The 23,436-nt window shown below is 62.7% G+C and carries 19 protein-coding genes; 12 read left to right on the top strand and 7 right to left on the bottom strand.

The annotated features are described in order from the left end of the window. Positions 1–216 precede the first annotated feature (216 nt). Together Q0599_RS04620 and mcrC are read left to right on the top strand one after the other, a co-directional pair. Positions 217–2,451, top strand: coding sequence for an AAA family ATPase (locus tag Q0599_RS04620; protein WP_298826360.1), 2,235 nt, complete (start codon positions 217–219; stop codon positions 2,449–2,451). Between the two features lie 2 nt (positions 2,452–2,453). Beyond that, positions 2,454–3,602, top strand: a complete 1,149-nt coding sequence (mcrC, locus tag Q0599_RS04615) for a 5-methylcytosine-specific restriction endonuclease system specificity protein McrC (protein ID WP_298826358.1) — start codon at positions 2,454–2,456, stop codon at positions 3,600–3,602. Between the two features lie 43 nt (positions 3,603–3,645). On the opposite strand, the gene Q0599_RS04610 is transcribed toward mcrC, so the two are convergent. After that, the gene (locus tag Q0599_RS04610) at positions 3,646–5,364 is read right to left on the bottom strand and encodes a methyltransferase domain-containing protein (protein WP_298826356.1); all 1,719 of its coding nucleotides are present in this window, start codon (positions 5,362–5,364) and stop codon (positions 3,646–3,648) included. Positions 5,365–5,479: 115 nt separating this feature from the next. Next, positions 5,480–6,055 carry a GIY-YIG nuclease family protein gene (locus Q0599_RS04605; protein WP_298826354.1) on the bottom strand — a complete coding sequence of 192 codons (576 nt, stop codon included), beginning with the start codon at positions 6,053–6,055 and terminating at the stop codon, positions 5,480–5,482. Between the two features lie 156 nt (positions 6,056–6,211). Here Q0599_RS04605 and Q0599_RS04600 point away from each other — a divergent pair, with 156 nt between their 5' ends. Then, positions 6,212–7,180 (top strand): NYN domain-containing protein, encoded by a 969-nt coding sequence (locus Q0599_RS04600; protein WP_298826351.1) that lies wholly within the window; start codon positions 6,212–6,214, stop codon positions 7,178–7,180. A gap of 17 nt (positions 7,181–7,197) precedes the next feature. Here Q0599_RS04600 and Q0599_RS04595 read toward each other — a convergent pair whose 3' ends face one another. From Q0599_RS04595 to Q0599_RS04580, 4 genes are all read right to left on the bottom strand, one after another. Beyond that, positions 7,198–8,079 (bottom strand): plasmid partitioning protein RepB C-terminal domain-containing protein, encoded by an 882-nt coding sequence (locus tag Q0599_RS04595; protein WP_298826348.1) that lies wholly within the window; start codon positions 8,077–8,079, stop codon positions 7,198–7,200. Then, a complete protein-coding gene (locus tag Q0599_RS04590; protein ID WP_298826345.1) occupies positions 8,076–8,945 on the bottom strand; it encodes a plasmid partitioning protein RepB C-terminal domain-containing protein in 870 nt (289 codons plus the stop codon). The genes Q0599_RS04595 and Q0599_RS04590 overlap by 4 nt, the downstream gene beginning before the upstream one ends. 29 nt (positions 8,946–8,974) lie before the next feature. Next, a complete protein-coding gene (locus tag Q0599_RS04585) occupies positions 8,975–10,537 on the bottom strand; it encodes a recombinase family protein (protein ID WP_298826343.1) in 1,563 nt (520 codons plus the stop codon). Between the two features lie 149 nt (positions 10,538–10,686). Then, the gene (locus Q0599_RS04580) at positions 10,687–11,070 is read right to left on the bottom strand and encodes a hypothetical protein (protein ID WP_298826341.1); all 384 of its coding nucleotides are present in this window, start codon (positions 11,068–11,070) and stop codon (positions 10,687–10,689) included. Between the two features lie 152 nt (positions 11,071–11,222). Between Q0599_RS04580 and Q0599_RS04575 the strand changes: the two genes are divergently transcribed. The 4 genes from Q0599_RS04575 to Q0599_RS04560 all read left to right on the top strand — a co-directional run bounded on the left by Q0599_RS04575 (position 11,223) and on the right by Q0599_RS04560 (position 14,231). After that, positions 11,223–11,534, top strand: coding sequence for a helix-turn-helix transcriptional regulator (locus Q0599_RS04575; protein WP_298826338.1), 312 nt, complete (start codon positions 11,223–11,225; stop codon positions 11,532–11,534). A gap of 143 nt (positions 11,535–11,677) precedes the next feature. Continuing rightward, complete coding sequence (locus tag Q0599_RS04570) at positions 11,678–11,902, top strand: hypothetical protein (RefSeq protein ID WP_298826336.1); 225 nt, start codon at positions 11,678–11,680, stop codon at positions 11,900–11,902. 39 nt (positions 11,903–11,941) lie between these two features. Then, positions 11,942–12,328: a nucleotide pyrophosphohydrolase gene (locus Q0599_RS04565; protein ID WP_298826334.1), complete on the top strand. Its 387-nt coding sequence runs from the start codon at positions 11,942–11,944 to the stop codon at positions 12,326–12,328. 16 nt (positions 12,329–12,344) lie between these two features. Beyond that, positions 12,345–14,231 (top strand): DUF2075 domain-containing protein, encoded by a 1,887-nt coding sequence (locus Q0599_RS04560; protein WP_298826332.1) that lies wholly within the window; start codon positions 12,345–12,347, stop codon positions 14,229–14,231. A gap of 64 nt (positions 14,232–14,295) precedes the next feature. On the opposite strand, the gene Q0599_RS04555 is transcribed toward Q0599_RS04560, so the two are convergent. Then, positions 14,296–18,531, bottom strand: a complete 4,236-nt coding sequence (locus Q0599_RS04555; RefSeq protein WP_298826330.1) for a TIR domain-containing protein — start codon at positions 18,529–18,531, stop codon at positions 14,296–14,298. A 475-nt stretch (positions 18,532–19,006) separates the two neighbouring features. Between Q0599_RS04555 and Q0599_RS04550 the strand changes: the two genes are divergently transcribed. Genes Q0599_RS04550 through Q0599_RS04530 form a run of 5 tightly spaced genes read left to right on the top strand, consistent with a single transcriptional unit; the run spans position 19,007 to position 23,420 of the window. Further along, a complete protein-coding gene (locus Q0599_RS04550; protein ID WP_298826328.1) occupies positions 19,007–19,495 on the top strand; it encodes a TIR domain-containing protein in 489 nt (162 codons plus the stop codon). Between the two features lie 10 nt (positions 19,496–19,505). Further along, positions 19,506–20,153 carry a hypothetical protein gene (locus Q0599_RS04545; RefSeq protein WP_298826326.1) on the top strand — a complete coding sequence of 216 codons (648 nt, stop codon included), beginning with the start codon at positions 19,506–19,508 and terminating at the stop codon, positions 20,151–20,153. Positions 20,154–20,170: 17 nt separating this feature from the next. Continuing rightward, positions 20,171–21,124 (top strand): TylF/MycF/NovP-related O-methyltransferase, encoded by a 954-nt coding sequence (locus tag Q0599_RS04540; protein ID WP_298826324.1) that lies wholly within the window; start codon positions 20,171–20,173, stop codon positions 21,122–21,124. Continuing rightward, positions 21,121–22,206 carry a nucleotide kinase domain-containing protein gene (locus Q0599_RS04535; RefSeq protein ID WP_298826322.1) on the top strand — a complete coding sequence of 362 codons (1,086 nt, stop codon included), beginning with the start codon at positions 21,121–21,123 and terminating at the stop codon, positions 22,204–22,206. The genes Q0599_RS04540 and Q0599_RS04535 overlap by 4 nt, the downstream gene beginning before the upstream one ends. Beyond that, positions 22,203–23,420: a pyrophosphatase gene (locus Q0599_RS04530; RefSeq protein ID WP_298826319.1), complete on the top strand. Its 1,218-nt coding sequence runs from the start codon at positions 22,203–22,205 to the stop codon at positions 23,418–23,420. The genes Q0599_RS04535 and Q0599_RS04530 overlap by 4 nt, the downstream gene beginning before the upstream one ends. Positions 23,421–23,436: the final 16 nt, after the last annotated feature.

Below are 23,436 nucleotides of genomic sequence, written 5' to 3'. Positions count from 1 at the left end.
GGGCCCAAGTGCTCGGGCAACTCTGTCACGTTCCCGCGAAGCCCCAATTTACCGAAATCGTCACACCCATTGCGGGTCAGAGTAGGGGCACGACGTCACGCTCAGCCCAGAGCGCAAGATTTCGGACGCGTAGGCGATGAGGCATGTCATGCCAGTGGGCCAATCTTGCGGCACGATACGAACACGACTTCGTGCGGATATTTAGGGGGGGCATCCATGACGGCAGCGAGTGACACCAGCGGCTCGACACCCTGCTGGTTCGTCGGAGCCAGCTTCGGCGGGACGGAGGATCAGACGCAGCGCTTCCTCGCCGCCGGCATCTGGGAAATCAGGAACCCCACGGAACGGGATGCCGCGTTGGTCAAGTCGATGCGCCCGGGTGAGCGCATCGCGATCAAGTCGAGCTACGTTCGCAAGCGTGATCTTCCATTCGACAACCGTGGGCACCCAACATCCGTGCTGGCCATCAAGGCGATTGGAACGATCGTCGAGAACACCGGGGACGGTGAGCGGGTGAGCGTGAAGTGGTCGAACTCTGGACAGGTTAGAGAGTGGTACTTCTTTACCTATCGGGCGACGATCTGGCGAGTCGTTCCGGGTGACTGGATGGCGGATGGTCTTATCCGATTCGCGTTCGAGGGAGAACCCCAGGACATCAACCGATTCAGGAATGAACCCTATTGGCGCGAGAGGTTCGGGTCCGGCCAGCCGGAGACCCATCGCTTCGGCTGGACCAAGTTTTATGCAGCCGTCGCAGACGGACTGCTTGCCTACCGTGATAACCGGAAGGCGTTGGTTGCCGAAGTGCAAGCCATCTCGAACCGGGTGGAAGGCCTCGGACACCTTGCCGAGGACAGGTATGTGGGCGGAGGTACAGGCTTCGTCAGAGACATCTGCCCGTTCACCACGATGGGACTCTTCAATCGGGGCCTCAAGGACTCGAACCGCAAGGCAATCGCCGCCGAACTCGCCAAGCTCCTGGATGTTGACGAAGACATCCCAGAGAGCTTCGAGGGCATCCCTCTCCTCAACAACCTGCGCTCTTGGTACTTCCCGTATGAAGTAGACCGGGAACCTGACCACATCGACGCGCTGTGGGACGTGTTCGCGAAGGGCCTTCGCTACGCCGACTCCGACGACGATGGGGTGCGCGATGAATTTGCAGTCGCGTTCGACCGAGTGATCGGCAAGCCCAGTGTCGCCTGGAACCTGACCTTTGGCCTGTACTGGGCGCGGCCGTGGTCATTCCTGAGCCTGGACCACAACTCGCAGGTTTACGTTGAACAGAAGCTGGGCATCACCGTCGGGCGAGACGGACCGAAGAAGCGTTGTAGTGCCTCCAACTATCTGGCCGTCATGGACTTGCTCGAGCCTCGCTTCAAGGAGTCGACCTATCCGGTGCATTCATACCCCGAGCTCTCTCTGCAGGCTTGGCTCTTCAACGACCCAGGCCGCGAGGCGCCTTCGAAACAGACCGTCCGTGCCAGCGGATCCGAAGGTGAAGGTGGTGCTCCTGAAGACACCGAGGAGCAAGACGCGGACACGGTGGCGCCGATCATTCCGTACTCCGTCGACGACATCGTGAGAGATGGCTGCTTTCTCGATCGGACTGAGATCGAGACCATGATCGGGCGCCTCAAAGACAAGAAGAACATCATCCTCCAAGGCCCACCGGGAACGGGCAAGTCCTGGCTGGCCAAGAAGCTGGCGTTCGCGCTGATGGGTCAGCGCGACGAGAGCAAAGTGCGCGCAGTCCAGTTTCATCCGAATCTTTCCTACGAAGACTTCGTTCGAGGCTATCGACCCTCCGCAGACGGCAAGCTGTTGGTCGTAGACGGCGTGTTCTTGGAGGCCATCGCCTCAGCGGCGCGAAACCCCGAGTCCCGTGTCGTGGTGATCGTCGAAGAGATCAACCGCGGCAATCCGGCGCAGGTGTTCGGGGAACTGCTCACGTTGCTCGAGGCAGGTAAGCGCACGCCCGATGAAGCACTGGAGCTCTGCTATCCGGACACGGAAGGCAAGCGTCGGCCCGTGCACATCCCAGAGAACCTGTACGTGATCGGCACGATGAACATCGCAGACCGCTCCCTGGCACTGGTGGATTTCGCGCTGAGGCGGCGGTTCGCGTTTGTCAACCTGGAGCCCCGCCTCGGAAGTGCTTGGCGAACCTGGGTGACCACGACGGCCAACTTGGATCCCGATCTGGCGGCGGATCTCGAGCGCCGGATCGAGGACTTGAACAAGGTGATCGCCGACGATTCGAGATTGGGCCCGCAGTTTCGTGTCGGACATAGCTACGTGACACCGACTCATCGCCTCGCAGACGGCGGTACCAAGACTTGGTTCAAGCAGGTGGTCGAGACGGAGATCGGCCCGCTGCTGGACGAGTATTGGTTCGACGCGCCTGACGAGGCACGGAGGGCCCGCGAGAAGCTTCTGACAGGATGGTGAACGTGTCTCGCAGCATGGGAGATGCCTCGGGCCACGGGGAGGTCGACGGCTTCGTCGGGCGGATTCCTGTCCGAAACCTATGGCTGTTGATGCTCTATGCGTCCGACCTCTATCGCACCGCAGGCGTGGGAAAGGTCGACGTCGAGGACGCCCCAGACGATCTGCCGGACCTGATCGCCGAAGTATTGGCCGGCGCCGCCGAGACTCGATTAAGAAAGCGACTGAGCTTCGGGTACCGCAGACGCAATCTCGAGCTGAATCGACTTCGCGGGCGGATCGACATCCTCTCTACCGAACGCCATCAGCTCCTGGCGAGGGGCAAGATCGCATGCCAGTTTGATGAACTCACCGTCGATACGCCGCGAAATCGACTGGTGCGCGCGGCGCTGGACACGGTCTCTCGGCTGGTGTCACGACAGTCTCTGGCCCACCGTTGCCGGACTCTGGCACGCGACATGACGGCCATGGGAGTGGCGCAATCGATCCCTGCCCGGACGGAACTCAGTGTCGACCGATTGGGACGGCACGATGCCCACGACGCGCAGATGATCGCTGCCGCACGACTGGCGCTCGACATGGCACTACCCCTGGAATCCACGGGTCCGAACGCCATGTCACTGCCCCTTCGCGAAGAAAGATGGGTCCGAAATCTCTTCGAGCGCGCGGTCGGTGGCTTCTATCAGGTTGCGCTTTCGCATCAGGGCTGGCGCGTTCGTACCGGTGCGCCACTCGCGTGGCCGGTCGAGGGGCAGACCGCGGGCATCGCAGCCATCTTGCCCGGCATGCGAACCGACATCATCCTCGATCATCCTGACCTGGGCAGGCGCATCGTCGTCGACACGAAGTTCACGTCGGTTCTGACAAGTGGTTGGTACCGCGAGCAGACGCTACGCAGCGGGTACATCTATCAGATGTACGCGTATCTGCGGTCACAGGTCGATCGCGATGATCCGCTCGCCAGATGCGCAGAGGGTGTTCTGCTGCATCCAGCGGTCGGCGCTTCTGTCGACGAGTCAGTCGTGATGCAGGGGCAGCGGCTGCGCTTTTCTACCGTCGATTTGACGGCGCAAACATCCGACATACGTCGACAACTCCTGCGAGTCTGCGAGACCGCGCCGGGAGACGGAGATCGTGGCCCGCGCGACCGTTGAGTGTCGAGTTCGCTTGAGGGGCTAAGTCTTCCGCCGGTGAAGACTACACAGGCGTCCTGGCTGATGGAACGCCCTTTGGGGCCCAGCGTTCGACGCCGCGCTGAAGGGCAGTCAATTCGACAGCCTCCCGCAGTCGGGTGAAGAGATCGTCTTCCCACTTTATGGGCCCCCCGATGGAACGTCCCAACAGGTGGAGAGCCTGACGGTCGAAAGCCTCTGGCACTGCATCGCGAAGCAGTGTCCAGCATTCGATCACGACCTTTCGCCGCTCAGACAGTAGTGCAGCCGACGGCAGCTTGTCCGACTTCTGACCATTGACGCGCTCGTCCACGGGCAGCAGATTCCAGAGGTCGTTGCTCCCCCACAGCGCAAAGGGGATCACATGGTCGACCGCGAAACCCGTGCTGAGTCGCTTGTCCGACCAGGCACAGCGGTCCACGCCTCTTGCGACATAGATCTGCCGAGCAATGCCGGTCGCGCGTTCCGGTGTCGGGCGAGCCAGCAGTAGCGGCAGGACGTCACCGGAGCGGACTCCCTGGCGCTGCGAGAAGCGCTCCGTCAGCGCCGCCCAGCGAACGATGACTGCATCGACGATCCAGTGGCCAAGCAGGCTGAGCTCGCGCCAGATGTCAGACGACATCAGCACCTCACCAGTGCTTCGTGCGTAGTCGAAGACGCGGCCAGATTCGAGGGCACCACCCGAATGAGTCACGGGGCCGTTCCGAATGGTGTCCGTGATGCTACGCAGGACCAAACGCAATCGTTGGCGAGTCTCAGGGGCCAGTTGGCCTGACGCCCAGGCTGCTTGCCACGCGGAGAGCCCACCGTTTGCGCCCTGGCCAGCGAACTCCCCCATCAGACTCCGCATCGGCGCGCGAAAGGCGACGGGGTTCCGCTCACCCGCACCTTCGGATTGCGACTGCGGGATGGTTGTATCGCTCGCGAAGATCGGCCAGAAGTAGAACAGCCATCGCTCAGCTATGCGGTCAATGGGCACACCGACTTGTCCGTCTGGATGCCACCGCGCGGCCCGTGGCTCCTGCATCGCGATTTCCGCCAGGGCACGAAAAAGTGCGAGCTTGTAGGTCGCCACCTTGCGGTCCCGGTTGAGGATGCCTTCGATCTGATCGACGGCACGCAGCGCGCCGCCCAAACGCAGTTCGAAGAGCAGCGTGTACCAAGAGGTACCACTGCGGCCGAGCGCGTCTTCGCCGTCCCACCGACCGATCAGTTGAAAGCCGATGCGCTCGAACAGCAGTTGTAGGTACTCGGCCGTGTACTGTTTGAACAACCTTCCGGCCGCGTCGCGCTCGTTGGAATGGACATCGGTGCGCGTCAGCGGGAGGGAGATCAGCAGTCTTCCATGATGTTTGAGGAGGCGGCGCAGCGCGAAGGCGGTGTCGAAGAGGTCCGATTCGGGCACGTGCATGAGCACGGCGCAGCACAGAATGCCATCGAAGGCGCCCGCGAACGGCTCGCCAATCGCTGGCAGCGCGCCGGCCGAGATTCGCTCTCGAAGCGCCGGGTGACGGGCATACGCCAAGGACCTCAAGCCCTCGGACGGCTCGACGCCGTAGGCGTCATAGCCGCTCTCGAGCAGTGCTGCCAGGTCGCGGCCCGAGCCGGCACCGACGTCGAGCACGCGGCCGCCCGAGGCAAATGCCACCGGAAAGTACCGCGCGACCGGGCTGAGAACGGCCTCATACCGCGCCGCAACGTCCGCGGCGTTCTCGGCGTAGTAGCGGGCGGTAGCCTCGTCCACGCCGTGAGCTACAGATGGGCCCCAGTGGCGGGCACAGGGCACACGTTCTTGGTAGGGCGCATGGTCACTTCATACAGTTGATAGGCACCGACCTTGGCACTCTTACGTGGCTGCTCTAGTTCAGGACCGGAAGACTTCTCGCCCGCTCCCGCGCCAAGCGTCTGACATCGGTCAGCGTGGCATGGAACGGGTGGAGTCTGTTCATGTCGAGATTCAACGGCAGGGGCATGTCCGCAATCGCACCTGCCTCCGTGATCCAGGGCGCAGTGTCTTCCGCCCAGGTTACGAAGGCATTCTCGGACATCCACTCAGACAGCCGGGCCTCACCGTGCCCGAAAGTCATTCGCCGGCCACTGCCGACGCGGCGCAGTTCGAGTCCAAGCTCTTTGGCGAGCAGGCATCCAAGTGTCAGCCTCAGCGTGGAGCCCTCGGCATTGCCGCGATAGTGATAGCGGATCCTGTGCCAGAGTTTCTGACTGCTGGGTCTGCGTCCGTTCTGGGGCGGCGCCTTCGGGGCAATGCCGATGTAGAGCAGCGCCAGATCCCCGAGGCGGATGCACCCATCGGTCGGCACCAGCTTTGGGAGGTTGCGGAAGTACCAGGCGTAGATGCCCGGAGCGCGAGGCACGGGCGACGGGGAAGAGAGCACTTCGGCTCGGGACCAGACACGATTCGGGAAGACTAAAGGCACGAGTCGGCTCCGCAACAGCGAGTTCTGCGAATGTTGCCGATTCAAGTATCGGGCAGGCGGCGATCAGGTCAAACGTAGTGCCCGGCTCTCTCATGGTCCCTGACTTCGGCGGGTTCGGCGTGTATGAGAATGTCCCACATGCGGGAGGGAGGAACGATGGCACTTGGCACCGATTCAGTCGCGATCTACTGGGATTTTGAAAACCTGCATGCAAGCCTCGTTGACGGGCTCCATGGCCAGGGGACGTATCAGGCGAGCAGATTCCGGCCGCAGGATGCGCTGGTGGACGTCGAGGCGCTGGTGGAGTTCGCACTCTCGCTGGGTCCGCTTGCGATCAATCGGGCCTTTGCCAACTGGCTCTCCTTCAATCGATACAAGCAAGCGCTCCTTCAGTCCGCTGTCGAGCTGATCCAGGTCTTTCCGCCTGGAGCGAGCGCCAAGAACGGAGCCGACATCAAGCTCTGCCTCGATGTCCTCGAGGACATGACTCGCTTTCCGCACATCGGGACGATCATCGTCGTGGGTGGCGACAGTGACTACATGCCTCTGTCGTACAAAGTGAAGGCTGCTGGCAGAAGGTTGGTCGGGATCGGCGGCAAGCGAACCACCAATCAGCATTGGGCGCGGAGTTGCCACGAGTTCAAGTTCTACGAGGCCTTGATCGCCGTTCCTGGTGATGCCGCGAAATCCGAGCCACCCGAGCAGACCGCGGCTGAAGCGGCTGGACTTGCCCAAGTACCGCTAACGGTTCCAGACCTCTTGGTCGCCCCAGCTTCGACGTCAGAGCTTCTGCCTGTGACAGCAGACGTTCCGCCCCAAATCGTCAGGGACACGGTGCCACTGGATGACGCGGCGGCAGTCTTCTCAGAACTTGTTGCAGACGACAGCGAGAAGCTGAAGGAGGCCCGGGATCTGGTCCGCAAGGCGCTCAGCCGACTTGCCCAGTCCAAAGGGGAGGCATGGGTCAACAAGGCTGGCTTGCGCCCGTACCTGCAGCGGATAGAGCCGACGTTCCACGAATCGAACTACGGGTTCACGACCTTCAGCGAATTGCTCGCGTCAATGTCCGACATTGTCGAGGTTCGTCGCGGCGAGTTCGACCACGAACTGCGGCTTCGCCCATGAGGAGTGCAGGTTAGGAGTCATCCCTCTAGCGAGGTCGTCTCGGCGACGGTCTCGAACTGTTCGAGGATCTCGGGCGCCTTGGACCGCAGGAATTTGGCTACTTCCGCATTGGCAAGCAGCTTGACGAGGTATCCCCGGACAAGGACCAGCGTGAGCACGTCCTGACCGTAGCTTTGTTCGACCAGCCGGTACTGTCCCTGCAGATTGCTCATCTCCCGTTCCATGCGAGCCATCTGCTCCTTGGTCACACCAGAGAGCTTGCGAGGCTTCTTGCCATCCACCAGCATCTCCGCTGGTGTGGCAGCGAGCAGTGCCTCGGCGTAGGCGACCGTAAGGTTGTTGGCGGAGATCATCAGCTCGACGCACTCGACCTGGCGGGTTGGTTTCATCTTTCGAACGATCCGGAACAGCTCCGGCGAGAACTGCCTGTCCTCCACCAGGCCTCCAACCTCCGGGCAGATGCCCTCCATCAGGTTCATCTTCTTGCGGATGTGGCTGACGTCGATGTTCAGCGCCCGGGCCAGACGGTCGGGCGAGACGCCGCGTTCGAGGGCGCGGCGAATCATGTAGTGCTCCTGGATCGAACTGAGACGGTTGAGCCGGTTGTTGTAGGTGTAGGACTCGTCATCCAGTGCTTCGAGGCAGGGCGCTTCGGCGACCCCGAGTTCCTGCATCGCGAGCAACCGCATGTGGCCGTCCAGCAGCGTGTACGTCCCGTTCGACCCGGGGATAGGAGATACGGTCAGCGGCTCGATGAGTCCGACTTCGGCTATGGACGAGTGGATCTGCTTGTACTTGCGGGACGACGCCAGACCGGCCGGCACTCGTCGCGACGGCAGCACCTTCTCGATCGGGACCAGCCTCGGCTCTGGCACGAAGCCCAGGGTGACCTTGCTCATGCCGAGTGGCGGGCCAGTCCGACGCGCTCCGCTAGTTGCTTGGACATGGAGTCCAGGCCTTCTGCGCGCAGCAGGGTCATGAAATGGTCGTCCGACATCAACTGCTTCAGGGCACTGACCACGAAGAGCAACTTGTGCTGTGCGAACTCGGCCTTCTTGACCATGAGCTTCTGGCGCTCGACCTCCTTCTGGTAGGTCCGAACGAGGCTGGTACTGGTGACCGCTTCACGCTTGCGCGGTGTCCCATGACTCAGCGACTTCCCTAAAGTCTTGCGCCGCTCGATCACCTTGCGAGCATCGAGCAGGTTCTTGCCTCGCAGCGTCCCGGCTTCGTAGGCCTCCTGCAAGGCATTCTGGATTGCCTTGTCGTCGTCGCCCGCGCCGACGATCGCGATGGCAGCATTGAGAGGAATCTCGCCGCGCTCGACGGCGACGATCAGGCGCTGCTCCCCCTGCTGCAGCAACGTGAGGATTCCCTGGACATAGGTCTGCGTCAGCCCGGTCTTGTTGGCAATGGCCTTGGTGTTGTAGCCCTTCTCTCGAAGTTGCTCGATGCCGGCCAGAAGCTCCAGCGGTCGGCATTGGCGCCGCGCGATGTTCTCGGCGAGACTCATGATGAACGCGTCCTCGTCGCTGACGTCGATCAGGAGCGCTGGAATCTTCGTCTCGCCGAGTGCCGTGAATGCCTTGAGGCGCCCTTCACCGCAGACCAGCAGGTAGCGCGTGCTGCCGTCAGCGGCCCCGCGCGCCGTGACCGTTATCGGCTTCTTGAGCCCGACGCGCTTGATATTGACGACGATCTCGTCGAAGACTTTGTCGTTTCGTTCCCGCGGGTTCAAGACTTCGACGGCCGCAATGTCGATCATCTGTACATTGTCCGGAGCCGTGAGGGGGTTCATGCCACCCACCTCAACCGGGTGCGTTCGGCCATCGCGTAGAGATAGTCGAGCGTCTCGAATCGGTAGCTTTCGAGTTCGACAGGGTTGTGCTCGAAGAGACTGAGTCGCGGAGCGCCCATGTCCAAGCGTGGCAGCAGGTAGTAGTCGACTGCCGTCTGGTTGGCCGCGTCGAGTCGCACCGCAACCGTGATGTCGGGCTGCAGGCTGGTATCGAAGCGCACCTTCCAGCGACGGCTGCCGTTGCCCAGGCTCTTGCAGCGTGCCAGAACGATAGACGCCGTGAATTCACTGTTCACGCAGAGCATCTCGGTGGCGGGGTCTCGAGAGACCTGACCGCCGAGGTCGGCGATCTTCCGCTCCGTCTGCGCTACGACTTCCGGGTGCATCCGTCGAAGCGCCCGGTTGATTTCGAGGAAGCGGTAGTCGCGGTCGGGCGTGAAGCCCACGAGTTGATAGGCACGGACCAAGCTTCCGAATCGATGCGCGTAGACCGTGCTCGACGGCATGCCTTCCGCTTCATCGATCACCAAGCCCGATAGGTAGCCCCGGTTCCTGAACAGCCCGCGCAGTCGCTCGAGCAACTCCTCGTCGGAGTAGCGGCGGGCGCGAGCTCGGATGATTCCCTGGGCCGTGTAGAAGACATCGGCAGGGACGATGGGGGCGAACGCTCCATCCCGCCGAATCCACATCTCGGGCGGGTTGTGGACCCGGAGCTTCTTCAGCTTGAACGAGATCCGGTTGTACACGTTGGCACCGACGTACTTCTCATTGGTCAGGACCTGGTGCACCGTCGCTCGGGTCCAGTCCCGGCCGAGATCCGTCTTCATGCGCATGCCGTTCAGCCGGCCCGCGATGTGGGACTCGACGAGGCCATCGTTGATGAACCAGCGGAACATCTCGTTGACGAGGTCGATCTCTTCCTGTGGCCCCGGCGCCAGCACGACCCGATCGGTCTGAAGGCTCTTCTGCTCGCCTCTGGCCAGTTCGGACTTGATCTGGCCGGACTGGTCGATGAGCACCCTCCTCAGACCGTAGCCCGCCGGCCCTCCTTGTCGGAAACCGAGCTCGATCAGCCGGCACTGGCCGGCGAAGACTTTGGCCGAAAGTTCACGGCTGTATTCACCAGCCATCGCGCGCTTGACTCCCTTGACGATCGTGGAAACCGGCGAGCCGTCGTTCTCGAACTGTTCGGCGCAGTAGGCCACCTGGATGCCAGCGCGGCGGCAGATGTACTCGTAGTACGCAGACTCGTCGGCATCCTGGAATCGACCCCAGCGGCTGACGTCGTAAACGAGGATGATTTGGAAGTCGACGTTGCCGGACTCCACGTCCCTGATCAGGCGCTGCAGCGCCTCGCGGCCGTCGATCCGCAGCCCGCTCTTGCCCTCGTCCGCGTAGGTCCGGACGATCTCGAGATTGCGCCGCACGGCGTACTCGCGGATCTTGTCCCCTTGGTTCTCGGTCGAGTACTGCTGATGCTCAGTCGACATCCGGACGTACTGGGCGGCGCGGACTGGAGCCCGCGGATCCGGCGACTCGGGGGCGGGATCTGTTTGCATGGCGATATCGCGTTGCTGTAGGGCCGACTGCAGGTGACACGGATCGCCTGCGACTCCGGTCTGGGAGCTCTTCGGGTTGGCGCAGACCGGTGGCCACGGTAGCAGCGTGAATCTGCGGCGCCGAGCGTGTCCTCTCTTTGCAAACAGGCTCAGGGCGCACTGCCTCCCTTGATCGGCACCAGTTCTACGAGGAAAGACGCGTCCATCTTTGCAACCCGGTCGACAGCGATCACGGTGAGGCGATAGACCCCGGATGCCAGCAACCGCGACACCTCGCTCGGGTCCGGCTGTGCAGGTTCCGTTCCGCGTCGCTCTTGTGCCCGGGTGCGTTGACGCTCGCGGTTGGCTTGCGTGTACTCGGGATGGCGACGGCGGTAGTCACGCCAGTAGTCCGGGTTCCGGGCGAGCCAGGCCTCCTGGGCGCGAGCTTGGTTGTCGCGATAGTCAGGGTCGCTGGTTCGGCGCTCCCGCTGCCAGAGCTTCTTGCGCTCGCGCTGGCAGGCGGCGTCGGCGCAGTAGCTCTGGTCCGGCACCTGGGACCGGATACCGAAGAGCTTGCCGCACGCTGCGCATCTTCGCCGCGCTGACATGGTGCCGAGCTGACGCTGGCTGCAACACCAGCGGAAGACAAGAGAAGTTAAAGATAACGTGGTTTATACAAACTGGCAACGACACGCTCGGATTGATGAGCGAGCGGTCCATGAAGCCCGGGCGACCGAAGGGTGCGACCACCAGTGATCCGGTGGTCGCGGTGGCGTTTGGCGCGGCAGTTCGGGAGGCCAGACTGGCGGTCGGGATCGCGCAGGAGGAGTTGGCACACAAGGCCGGCATCGAGCGTTCGCATATGGGGAAGATCGAACGGGGAGAACACATGCCGACGCTAGCTCTTGCGCTCAAGGTGGCCAGAGCGCTCGGCATCAGTGCGGCGTCTCTCGTCGATCGCACCGAGCAGGGCCTTCCTGCCAGCTACAGGGCCGGTACAGGCGCGGGAAGTTGAAGCAATTGGGCTCCCACTGATTGGTGACCCCCAATGCGAACGAGGATAGCCCCTGGAGGTTGGGTACCCTCCGGCGGTGGGCGACAGAGGTGCAGATCCGGACGACGATGACAGCCATGCAAACCAACCCAGAAAGCCGGACCATGAATGCCCGTGACGCTGAAGTCATCAATCTTCGATTGGACGTCCTTCGGATGACGCTCGTCGAGCTGGCGAGGTCGCTGCCGCCCGATGAGGCCGTACGCGCCGCGACCATGCTTCTCCGGGGTGTGCACGCCAGGACCGCATCGCAGCGAATCCACGAAGATGCAGACGCGGCTTTGGCGGGTGACATTGGACCCATCCTGTCGGCGTTGCAGCGACACTGAAGAGCGGGTGCCATCCCGAAGCAGGAAGCGAGAACGGAATTGGACGCCACTGACGACAGCAAGCCTCATCGACTGATTGACTATTCCTCCCTGTCCGAGGTTCTGCGGCAGTTTGCCTCCGACCGCGATTGGGAGAAGTTCCACTCGCCCAAGAATCTGGTCATGGCTCTGACAGGCGAGGTGGGGGAACTGGTCGAGGTCTTCCAGTGGATGAGCGAAGAGGCATCGCGCAGTGCTGCGCGTGACCCGCAGACCGCCGGCGCAGTGCGCGAGGAGTTGGCCGACGTTCTTCTTTATGTGGTCAGAGCCGCAGACGTGCTGGGCGTGGATCTGAACGCTGCCGTGGTCGACAAGTTGCGAGCCAACGCGGAGAAGTATCCCGTTGATGCTGCGCGGGGAACGAGCAAGAAATACACCGAGCTCTGAGGCAAGGGAGGCTTCATTGATCGTCTATCAGGCTGAGAAACACGAGTTCCTGCGCGACGTAAGAGAACGAGAAATAGACGAGGTCATCCTCGAGCAGTACAAGGCAAAGACCGGCCGGTCTGTCGGGAAGGGTGAGCAGCGTTCCTGGGCCAACTCGCTGCAGCACATGGCCAACGTTCTCGATGACACGGCGATCCCGAACGACCTGGGTGTCGCAGTTGAGTTCATCCTTCCGCAGTCGCTGAAGCGGATCGACGTGACACTGGCGGGCCGAGGAGACGATGGTGTTCGACGCGCAGTCATCGTTGAGTTGAAGCAGTGGGACTCCGCGATCGCAACGACGCAGGACGGCATCATCATGACCCGCATGGGCACCGGGCCAAGGCGCGAGGTTCATCCGTCGTACCAAGCGTGGTCCTATGCCGCCTTCCTGCGCGGGTTCAACGAGGCGGTCTACGACGGCGGTATTGAGTTGTCCCCCTGCGCCTACCTGCACAACTACCGAAGGGACGGCGAGATCGACTCACCCCACTACCAAGCCTATCTGGACGAGGCCCCGCTATTTGCCAAAGGCGAACGAGACAAGCTGCGCCAGTTCATACGCCAGCACGTCCCCCGCGGAGGCGGCAACGAAGTTCTGTTTGAACTGGAGCGTGGTCGCATCAGGCCATCGAAGGCGCTGGCCGACGCTGTCCGCGGCATCATCGAAGGCAACCGCGAGTTCGTGCTTCTGGATGACCAGAAGGAGGTCTACGAGGCGGCCCTTGAAGCGGCCAAGTCAGCCACCCCGGGCGAGCCGTGCGTTGTCATCGTCGAGGGAGGACCGGGCACTGGCAAGTCGGTTGTAGCGGTCCATCTTGTGTCCGCGTTGTTGGGAACCGGAAGCCTCGCGCTCTATGTTTCGAAGAACGCGGCCCCACGAAACGTCTTCGTCGAGAAGCTTGGCAAGCTCAAGAAGGACAAGGTGAAGCTGTCCAGCCTCTTCACCGGCCCGGATAAGTTCATGGGCAAGGAGCCGAACACCTACGGAACCCTCGTCGTGGACGAGTCGCATCGCCTCACTGAGAAGGGCGGCTTCTACGGCAATGAGGGCGACCACTTGGTCGAGGACATCATCCGTGCCGCCACCTGCTCGATCTTCTTCCTCGACGAAGACCAGCGAGTGACGCTCAAGGACATCGGATCAAGGGCCCTTATCTCCAGGCTAGCCAAAGCTCGCGGTGCACGGGTGGAGGTCTACAAGCTGGCGTCCCAGTTTCGCTGTGCTGGGTCGGATGGCTATCTCGCTTGGCTCGACGATGTGCTTGAAATTCGCACTACGGCGAATCAGGACTTGAGCGATACAGGTTTCGACTTCAAGGTGTTTGACGATCCCGCAGAGTTGCACGCCGCTGTCGCGTCAAGGAACGGGAACAACAAGGCGCGCGTTGTTGCTGGCTACTGCTGGCCCTGGAGGAGCCGGCGTGATCCGGCTGCACGCGACATCATCATCGGCGACTACGCGCGACGCTGGAACCTCGATGAGGATGGCAGCCTGTGGATCATCGCGCCGGAGTCCATCGACGAGGTCGGATGCATCCACACCTGCCAAGGGCTTGAGGTCGAATACGTAGGGGTGATCATTGGACCTGATCTGGTTCTAAGGAATGGCCGCGTCACCACCGTCCCAGAAGCGAGGGATCGACACGACAAGACGATGAAGGGCTTCAAAAAGTGGAAGAAGGCCGATTCGGCCGCTGCCACCAACGCTGCGGACCTTGTAATCAAGAACACGTATCGAACCCTGATGACACGCGGGATGAATGGGTGTTATGTATATGCGACCGATCCTGCGCTGCGTCGGTACTTGAAGGATCGTGCCCCGCCTTGCCCAAAGTCGAGTCGGCCGAAGGCTGGCGCATGAACCGCACAGTCTCTCGCAGGCCAAGCCGTGCGGGTATCCAACATGCGGGCCGTGGCCTTGCGGTTCAATCAATCTCGGCGCGGCGTGCGCTGAAGGGGTTCCTGCCCACCTTCAGCTGCTCGACCCAGCGCTTTCGCTGGGGTACGAAAGGCGCGAGCCTGAGCTCCGTGTCGGCCTGTCGGATGTAGTACTCGAACTCGGCTCTCGCCTCCGGCAGGCGGCCGTTCAGCGCGAGCGCTACTCCGCGCGTGTCTCTGAAGTTCGCGTTGCGAGGCGAGGAGCCGACTGCGCAATCCGCCAGGGCAAGTGCCTGCGCGGGATCTCCGCGGCGCGCAACCTCCCATGCCGCGCTGTTGCACGCGCGGCCATCGCCCAGGCGCAGCGCCCAGGAGGCCAACTCGCGCGCGAGGCTCTTTGCCGCCGGCGCATCCGGGGGGAGACCCGCGAGTTCGTTCGCCAGCGCCACAAGAACGTCCGAGCTGACCGGCTTACCCGGGAAGGTTGGCCGGTACCGGCCGGAGATGCCGGCCTTGACCCACTCGTCCCAGGTGAAGTTGCGCCCGACCGCGTTCTCCGCCATATGCAGCAATTCCGCAGGATCGGGGTCAAGGAGTGTCAAGGTCTTGCCCGCCAGGAGGATGGGGTCGCCAGCATCGCGGAACACGACGGAACGGGCCATCGAACCGACATCCAGCGTGGTCGTTGCTCCTGGGCGAGGAAATCGCCTCAGGTCGACCAGTGTGAGGTGGGCGCTCGGATCGGCCAGACCGGTGAAGCTGCTGTCCGAGTTCACGATTGCCAGGAGTTTCCCGTCCTTCGAATACGCGACGTCCCCAATGCTGCGATCTCCGTTGAGGATGCGTTCGCCGGGCTGGGCAACGCCTTTGGCGTTCAGCCGCCAGAAGAATGGGGTGTTGTCGTCGATGGTCCAGATCACGACGCTGGCCGAATCGTTGCCGAACACGATTCTCCAGCGGTTGTTGTACTTGGGTTTGGGCCCACCCAGGCGCGCGACAGGCCGTATCGAGGAGCCGCTCACGTCCCAGAGCTGAGCGAAATCCGCCGCACCGGAGACCGTGACCAACCAGCGTGAATCGGGACTGAACTTGGCAGCCTTCAGGTTCCAGAGGACATCGGGCAACACCTGGCCGGATGACGCGTCGAGTTTCGAGCCGAGCGGCCAGATTCGCGCCGAAACGGTCCGGTCGCCGAGTGTGATATCGCTCGAACCCGTGAGTAGCCAGCGTCCGTCCTGGCTGAAGACAAGCTCGCTCGCGGCATATTCGATGGCGTCCACCTCCAGCGCCTTCTTCCAACTCCGCTCGAACCTCCAGAGCTGCACTCTCCGGTCGTCCCGTTCCCGATCCTCAAGGGTCGAGTTGCCGCCCAGGGCGAGCCACCTCCCATCCTCCGAGAAAACGGCGGATCCGATGCCGCGTTCGAAACCCCTGATGTCGATCGCTCCGGCAGAACCCGCAGCGGCTCCCGTCCGGGCGATGAACCCGAAGCTGCGGTCCCTGCCAAGTGGGTCCTTGTATTCGTTGACGTCCTGTTTCAGGACTGCCCACACGGTGTCAGCCGACAAGCTGGACAACGACCATCTGCCCGTGGGCGGCGACATGGGCTGTCTTGCGCCTGCCGTCGGCCCGTCCAGCACGTACGCACTTACGCTCGACAGGGATTCGGTCGCAAGGAGCCACTTGCCGTCTTCAGTGAAGCGCAAGCCATCCCGCGTGAATCGCCCCACGCTTGCCTCGATCTTGAAGCGTCGGCCCGGGGGGCGCAGTTCAATGGCCTGAAAGCGATCCTTGGCGGCTGGGTCTCGCAGCAGGATCCAGCGTTCATCGGGTGCCAGGAGGATCTGGCAAGAGCTGCACTCCTCCTTGGGGTCGATCGCTTCGGGTTCCGTTCGCAGAAGGGCGGGCGAGGCTAGGGAAGACAGGTTCCACACATCCACGGACGTCCCGCGTGCCACGACGGCGGTCATCCCGCTGTTGCCCAAGGCCAACAACTCGCCTTGCCCATAGGGGGTGGGACGCCGGCCTGCGCCCGCCAGCGAGGACTCCGGCGCGTCCAGGTCCCAGGCGCGGACGATGCCGTCACCTCCACCTGCCGCCAGGAAGCGTCCGGAGCGGCTGAGAGCCACCGCTTCGACACTGCGGTCCATGCTGGCCAGGACCTTGCGGTTGCGGAACTGGCCGTCCGGTCCCACTGAGGTCGCCATGATCGAAATGTCTTGGCCCTGTCCCAACGCGTAGAAAGCGCGCGACGCGGGAACGGCTGCCGCTTTCGACGAACCCGGATGCTTCAGGGATGCCCACGGCTCCAGTGGGGCTTCCGCCGCGCCCATCAGCGCGTCGAGACGCCAGGCCTTGACGGATCCGTGCTCCGTGCTGGCAATCAGCAGTTGCGAGTCGTTGCTGAAGAAGGCCCAGCTGATGGCCTTGTTGACTTCCCCCTTGGCCTGGTCAACAAGTACGGGTGGACCTGTGGGCGCCAACTCACGCAGTTTCCACAGCCGCAGGTGCGGGTCGGCAAAGCTTCCTTCGAAGATCCAACCGGAGACTCCGGTCAGGAGCAGCGACTTGTCGTTGCTGATGTCCAGCAGGTCGATGTTCAACCTTTCGGTCGGGAATGCGCCAAGTCGGCGGTGCCCGGCGACCACCACGGTGGCGGGGCTCGCGGTGTTTTGCCCAAGGTTCCAGATCACCACCTGATTGGTTGTGGTTCCCGCCACCAGGGCTTCCGAGTCTGCGGACCAGATGATCTTGCTGGCCTGAAGGCCTGGCGGCATCGACAACCGACGCACCAATCGGGGCTGGGACGCGTCTTCGAACGTGTAGATCGACACCTTCGAATCCACCGTAGCCACCGCCAACAGGTCGCCGTGTGCGGAGGTGGCGAATGTCGTCGCGGCCGAACTGAGGGACGCGAACGGCCGCGGGGTCGGATACCGGTCCGCGGGATCGATCTTCCAGATCGACGGAGTGCCGCCGCGGTCACCGAGCGATGCGGCCAGGGACAAAAGATGCTTTGCAGCGCGGTCGAACGCGAGGAGGCGCACGAATGCGGCTTCCCCAGCGATGGCGACGCACTCCACCGAGCGCAGATCGCCCAGCCGCCAGACCCGGATCACCTTGTCGAACGATGCGGTCGCCAGCAGCGACTCGTCGGCACTGAAGGTTGCAAGCTCAATGGTGTCCGCGTGGCCAACGAGGCCAACACCGCTCGAACGCTTCAAGGATGTGTGCAGCGCCGCGTGGGCCGCTGGAGTGACGTGCTTGTCAACCGAGGTCGCATTGACGGCTTCCACCGCGAGCAGCGTCGCCCTCTGGGGGTTCGACTTGAGCAGGCTCGCTGATTGCGCAGCCAGGTTGTCGGCCAGGTTGCGCCGCGCGGCCTGAAGCGCCTGGTCGCGCTGGCTCCTCGCCTCCACGGCTTTTTCGTCGGCTATGCCCCGTTGCTTCTCGGCCTCGGTCCGCGCCTTCAACGCCTCGCCGCCCTGCCGCTGCGCCTCCTCGCGCGCTTCAGTCTCGGCATTGCGCGCGGTTTCAGCTACCACGCGAGCCATGGTCTCGGACTTGCGCGCAGCCTCGGCTTCAACGCGCTGCCCGTTGGCCCACCACGCAATGGCGGCGATGAACACCGTTAAGGTCGCCAGACCGCCCAGTGCCCATTGCAGCCGCGTCTGGCCGCGCGCAACGCTGGCGGCGATGAAGGACTGTGAAAGTTCGTCGAAGATGCCGGGCTGCGAGGCGAGCTTGCGGGCAGCGGCCAGCGCTCGACCGCGCAGAAGGCCGCTCGTGTCGCTCCTGCCGCCGACTTCCCACTGCTCGGCAGCCACGGCGACGCTGATCGCGAATGCCGGGGGGCCGGGTCGATCCCCCCGCAGGGCGGCCAGGAGCGAATCGAGCATTCCGTGAGAGGCCCATCCGCTTTGCAGAGAAATCCACTGCAGGCCGGGCAGCTCGGCTGCAACCTGCTGCAGCGCCGCCTCGGTGGCGCCGGGCAGTATGACGGGTATGACGAGGTAGGTCGCGTCCAGTCCGCGGCGCTCACGCGCCCAATGGATTTCCTGGCGTTGGAACGGGCCGAGCCCGTGCGGGCCCACAAGTACCAGGCATTGCGATGTCGCGGAGAACTCTTCGCGCAGATGCGCTTCCCAATCCGAGCCGCCGCGTATCTCCCAGCGGTCCAGCCAGGTTCTCACGCCGCCGGCCTTGAGAAGGTCCAGCGCGACCTTCTCGGCCTGTTCCTTGTCGAGGCTGTTGTGGCAAATGAATACCCGAGTGGTAGCCATGGAACCCCGTTAGGTTGATGGCGCCGATACAGTATTGCCCCACAGGGGGGGCAGATGAAATCTTGGACTACCTGCAGGGTAGCTCATGTATTCACGCGGGGACCGGCTTCGAGCCGTGCAGCTCGAAGCCAATCAGGCGATCCGCGCTAAGGAACGGCGGGCTGGTGCCTGTAGAACTCTCCAACCGAGAGATGATCTGCCTTCTACGGAATCCAGCCACGTCGAGCGCGGCTCATCATCAAAGATCATGGCGAATCCCTGGTGGTCGGCCGTGCGGGCGGTTCATCCCCTACATTTCAAGCTTCCCGGCAAAGGAACCTAAACAGGCTTTGCCGAACGCTTGTGGCGTCGGAGCGCACGATTTTTCTGATCGAGAGGGTGGGGGGCTTGATTTCTGGCAGTTCGAACAGATGTCGGCCCGCAGTGAAGCCCGGACAACCGGCGCGTAGGTCGTCTCCTAGTAGGTTGGGCACATATGGCGAATCGGTCTCACGTCTTCATTAGCCATCATCACGCCGATGATGCGCAGGTTACCCGCTTGACCAACATGCTGGCGCGCGCGGGTCACGAGATTCGGAACAGCTCGATCCGGGCCAAGCCGGCGAACCAGGCGCGCTTGGACCGAGGCTTGGTCAGCGATCGCGCGATCAAGCGCCTCTTGCGAATGAAAATGTCCTGGGCGTCGACCGTCGTCGTGTTGATTGGAAAGAACACGCATAAGCGCCCCTGGGTGGACTGGGAGATCAACACAGCGAAGCAGAAGGGCAAGCGCATCGTCGGCGTGTTCGAGCGAGGTGGAACCGAAAACGACATTCCCGAGCCGTTCAAGAAATACGGCGACGCGCTGGTCGCCTGGAACTCCGACAAGGTCATCGGTGCCATCCAGGGCGACTGCGACCCGTTCGAGAATTCGGGTGGGGGAGAGCGAGAGCCTGTGGGGGCTGCGCCGCGCAGCAGCTGCTAGGTTCGAGCTGATGAAAGCGTATCTGTACGCGGTCAGCTACGACCTCGGTTTCGCGCCGAACCCCTTTGGCGGACTTTGCAGCCTGGCCTGTTGCAAGCCGAGAATCAGGGAGCATGCGGAACCCGGCGACTGGATTGTCGGGTTCACGGGCGCCAAGCTTCCGCCTGCGCTGAGGTGCATCTTCGCAATGGTCGTGACTCGCGAGATGACGTTCGATCAGTACTGGGCTGACCCAGCCTTCCTCAGTCGCCGACCCAGGCGGAACGGCTCGGACAAGAAGCTGGTGGGAGACAACATCTACCACCGCGATGGCCCAAGGGCTCCCTGGAAGCAGGAAGACTCGGTACATAGCTTGGTTTCAGGCAAGCAGTGCCCGGACAACACAGCGCATGACACGCGAATCAATCGCGTTCTGCTGTCGGAGCGATTCATCTACTTCGGGGCGAAGGCACCGTCGATGCCGATCTCGGTTCGCAAGGCGATGGGCTATGACAAGAATGCGCGCGACTACCGCGTGTTCGTCGATGAGGAGATGAAGCCCCTGCTCGCGTGGCTGGAACCGCAGCTCGCCGCGCGTCCCAACGAACTGATCGCTGACCCCATCGACTTCACGTCGGGAGGAAAGCGCTTTTCCGCAACGCTAAAGAGGCTCGTGTAAGCGAGAACGCCCGACCGATGATGCCGCCTGCCGACCTCGAGCGCCTAAAGGAGAAGATCAACGACGCGATCGTGACTCTGCCAGCCGGCGCAAAGGTAGCAATCGTTGGATGGTGCAGTACGGCGTTCGAACTGGCTGCGCTGCCGGCCTTCGCCGTGGGGGCAGCCAGGCTTGAGGGGATCTTTGCGCCGCAACCGGTGGCGAATGCGCGCCCGCTGGACGAGCTTGCTGGCTGCGGCCCGGACATCGTCGTAATCGCTGAGGACGCTGGAAAGGAAGCGCTTCTGGAGGCCGTGGCCGCCCGAGTCCCGGCGTCTACAAGGCTGCTCATTGGCGGCTATGCCCACTACGACTTCCGTGACGAGATCTTCGACCGGGTCTGCAGGGATCTGTTCATCCCGTCACTGGCGAACGGCTATCCGCACTGCTTGGTGCACATCTACCAGTGCCTTCGCAATGCGCACCGGCGCGGGCTGTCGGGCGTCGTGGCTGAGTTCGGCATGTTCAAGGGCGGCACGACCATGCTCATGTCGCGGTTCATCGAAGAGCTCGGCGCCTCCTGGAAGGTGTACGGTTTCGACACGTTCGACGGATTCCCGCCTAGACGCAGCCCGCTGGACATGTACAACCATCCGGACTGCGTGTTTCTCAACGTCGACCTCGTGCGAGCTGTGTTCTCCGGACGCAACGTGGAAATCGTGGAAGGTGACGTGGTGAGTACCGTAAGTCGGCTTGCCGACCAGGACCTCGTTCTCTCGTTCGTTGACACCGACAACTTCACATCGGCCTCCGCGATTGTCGATGTCGTGGCCGAACGCACCCTCGTGGGTGGCACCGTGATCTTCGACCACTGGGCCGGGCATGGCAGGTACCTCGACACCGTCGGCGAGCGGATCGCCGCCAGAAAGATCGCGGAGGACAATCGATACTTCAACCTGCACGGCACTGGCGTCTTCCTTAGACAGGCATGAGGCGGATCCCGCACGATCTGGTGCGTCGTACTGCGCCGACGAAGCGCCCCGAGGTGTTCGACCTGTACTGGACCTTCGCGTCCCGCCGGCATGCGGCCTTCGAGGCCCGTCTGAGCGGCGGGACTTGGCCGTGGAGTTACGACCCGATCCTGCAGACATTCAAGTTCTGCAACGTGTTTCGGGCGCTTGATAGGGTGTCGCAGTACCTGATCGGCGAAGTCGCGTATGGCGCCGACGCAATGACAACGCCGCTCGATCGGATCTTCCAGTTGGTGGCGTTCCGTACCTTCAGCAAGATCGAGACGTGGCGCGAGGTGTCGGTGATTCTTGGCGGCGTGCCGCGCTTGGAACATCTTCGCTCTGGTGCCTTCGAGCAAGCGCTGGACGTGGTGAAAACCAGGACGGGTGGTCTCTACACGGGCGCGTTCATCCTGTGCGCCACCAAAGCGTTCGGCTTTGACGAGAAGCATCGCAACCATGTGGCGCTGTTCCGGCACATGTTTGTCGACAATGCCTGCGCTGAGCGGGCGCTGAATGCGCCCAGCCTCGAGGCGCTGGTGGCTCTGCTGCAGAGCTTCCCGTTGATGGGGCCGTTCATGGCCTACCAGACGGCGATCGATCTCAACTACTCCGACCTCTTCAGCTTTGACGAGAACGACTATGTGCAGGCCGGACCGGGCGCGCTGCGCGGGCTGAGAAAGGCGTTCGTCAGCCTGGGCGACTACTCCCCCTCGGATGCGATTCGGTGGATGGTCGAACGGCAACGCGATGAGTTCACACGGCTTGGTCTGCGCTTCGAGGGGCTGTTCGGCCGGCCGCTGCACGCGATCGACTGCCAAGGGCTGTTCTGCGAGCTAGACAAGTACTGTCGTGAAGCGTTTCCGGAGCTCGCGAGCGCGAGAACGCGAATCAAGGCTCGATACAAGCCGTCTTCAGAAGCGATGCCGATCTACTTGCCGCCGAAGTGGCAACTTCGCAGCGGAGGGTCCTTGCCCGGACTCACAAGGGACGCGGGCGGGGGCTTCGCGCACCGTGCCATGCGACGGACCGATCAACAGAGCCTCGACCTGTTCGACGAATGACCACTCCGACCCTCAGACGAACGCTCGGCGAGTTGCGGGCCGAACTGGACGAACTCCCGGTCGGTCCTCTGGACGAGCGCCCGTTGAGTCTCGCTGAGTACCAGCGCTTCGCGGTGAAGACGTACCGCGGGCCCGCAGCCGCCGGCGAGAAGCTTGAGTTCCTGTTGCTAGGTCTGTTCGGAGAGGTTGGAAGCCTGCTCAGCGAACTGAAGAAGAAGCAACGGGATCGCAATTCCTACATTGCCTACAACTCAAGCTCGATCGAGGAGACGGGGGATGTGCTCTGGTACTTGGCGAACGTTGTGGAACATTGTGGCCTGTCTCTGGGCGATCTGGCCGGGTGTATGGGGCCTGACGCGGGCGCTCGTCCGTTTCTTGACCTCCAGCCTCAGGCATCACTGTTCCATGAGCCGGCCACGGCCGCGCGAGTGCAGACAAGTCTTCTCACGGTCGCAGGGACAGTCGGGACACTGATCTCGCGCCACATGTCCATCTTCGGGACCGACGCTATGGCTACTGACTTGGCCAGCATTCTGTCGCATTTGGTGTCCGCATCGACCGATGCCCAGATCAGCCTGGCGCACGCCGCTCATGCGAACCTGGACAAGCTGATGGCTCGATGGCCGATCCGACGGACGTGGGGTCCCTTGCTCGATGCCAAGGATCTTCCGAGCGAACAGTTCCCGCGAGTCATGCGAGTCCTGTTCAAGGAGCTCAAGGTGGGGCAGCGAGTATTCACCTATCAGTCGATGAATGGCGTCAATATCGGCGATCGACTGACCGACAACAGCTTGGAGGAAGACGACTACCGCTTCCATGACGTTTTTCACCTGGCCTTCGCCGGGATCCTTGGCTGGTCGCCGGTGCTGCGGACTCTGTTGGGTGTTCGGCGGCGGAGCCGGCCGGACGTTGACGAGGTACAGGACGGGGCGCGCGCGAAGATCACTGAAGAGGGCCTGTCGAACTGGGTGTTTTCCCATGGGCTTCGCCACAAAGCCTTTGAGCACGTGGACAGCCTCGACTTCGCGCTGCTGAAGACCATCGGGCAGATGGTGAAAGGCTACGAGGCCGAGAGCTTGATGCCTTGGATGTGGGAGCAGGCCATCCTTGAGGGCTTCCGTGTCTTTCGCTTCCTTCGCGAGAACCGGGGTGGCTTGGTCACTGCGGACCTGGATCGACGATGCCTGAGTGTTGAGTTGGCCCCACATCCGTAGCGACCTAGTCCGACGG

The organism is uncultured Piscinibacter sp., from assembly GCF_937952055.1.
Taxonomy (GTDB): Bacteria; Pseudomonadota; Gammaproteobacteria; order Burkholderiales; family Burkholderiaceae_C; genus Piscinibacter.
This window is presented reverse-complemented; position numbering and strand designations above follow the sequence as displayed.

Excerpts from the sequence above, each read along its gene's own strand:
- Q0599_RS04620 (WP_298826360.1), top strand. The coding sequence starts at position 217 with ATGACGGCAGCGAGTGACACCAGCGGCTCGACACCCTGCTGGTTCGTC.
- Q0599_RS04600 (WP_298826351.1), top strand. The coding sequence starts at position 6,212 with ATGGCACTTGGCACCGATTCAGTCGCGATCTACTGGGATTTTGAAAAC.
- Q0599_RS04595 (WP_298826348.1), bottom strand. The coding sequence starts at position 8,079 with ATGAGCAAGGTCACCCTGGGCTTCGTGCCAGAGCCGAGGCTGGTCCCG.
- Q0599_RS04590 (WP_298826345.1), bottom strand. The coding sequence starts at position 8,945 with ATGATCGACATTGCGGCCGTCGAAGTCTTGAACCCGCGGGAACGAAAC.
- Q0599_RS04585 (WP_298826343.1), bottom strand. The coding sequence starts at position 10,537 with ATGCAAACAGATCCCGCCCCCGAGTCGCCGGATCCGCGGGCTCCAGTC.
- Q0599_RS04575 (WP_298826338.1), top strand. The coding sequence starts at position 11,223 with ATGAGCGAGCGGTCCATGAAGCCCGGGCGACCGAAGGGTGCGACCACC.
- Q0599_RS04570 (WP_298826336.1), top strand. The coding sequence starts at position 11,678 with ATGAATGCCCGTGACGCTGAAGTCATCAATCTTCGATTGGACGTCCTT.
- Q0599_RS04555 (WP_298826330.1), bottom strand. The coding sequence starts at position 18,531 with ATGGCTACCACTCGGGTATTCATTTGCCACAACAGCCTCGACAAGGAA.
- Q0599_RS04550 (WP_298826328.1), top strand. The coding sequence starts at position 19,007 with ATGGCGAATCGGTCTCACGTCTTCATTAGCCATCATCACGCCGATGAT.
- Q0599_RS04545 (WP_298826326.1), top strand. The coding sequence starts at position 19,506 with ATGAAAGCGTATCTGTACGCGGTCAGCTACGACCTCGGTTTCGCGCCG.
- Q0599_RS04540 (WP_298826324.1), top strand. The coding sequence starts at position 20,171 with ATGATGCCGCCTGCCGACCTCGAGCGCCTAAAGGAGAAGATCAACGAC.
- Q0599_RS04535 (WP_298826322.1), top strand. The coding sequence starts at position 21,121 with ATGAGGCGGATCCCGCACGATCTGGTGCGTCGTACTGCGCCGACGAAG.
- Q0599_RS04530 (WP_298826319.1), top strand. The coding sequence starts at position 22,203 with ATGACCACTCCGACCCTCAGACGAACGCTCGGCGAGTTGCGGGCCGAA.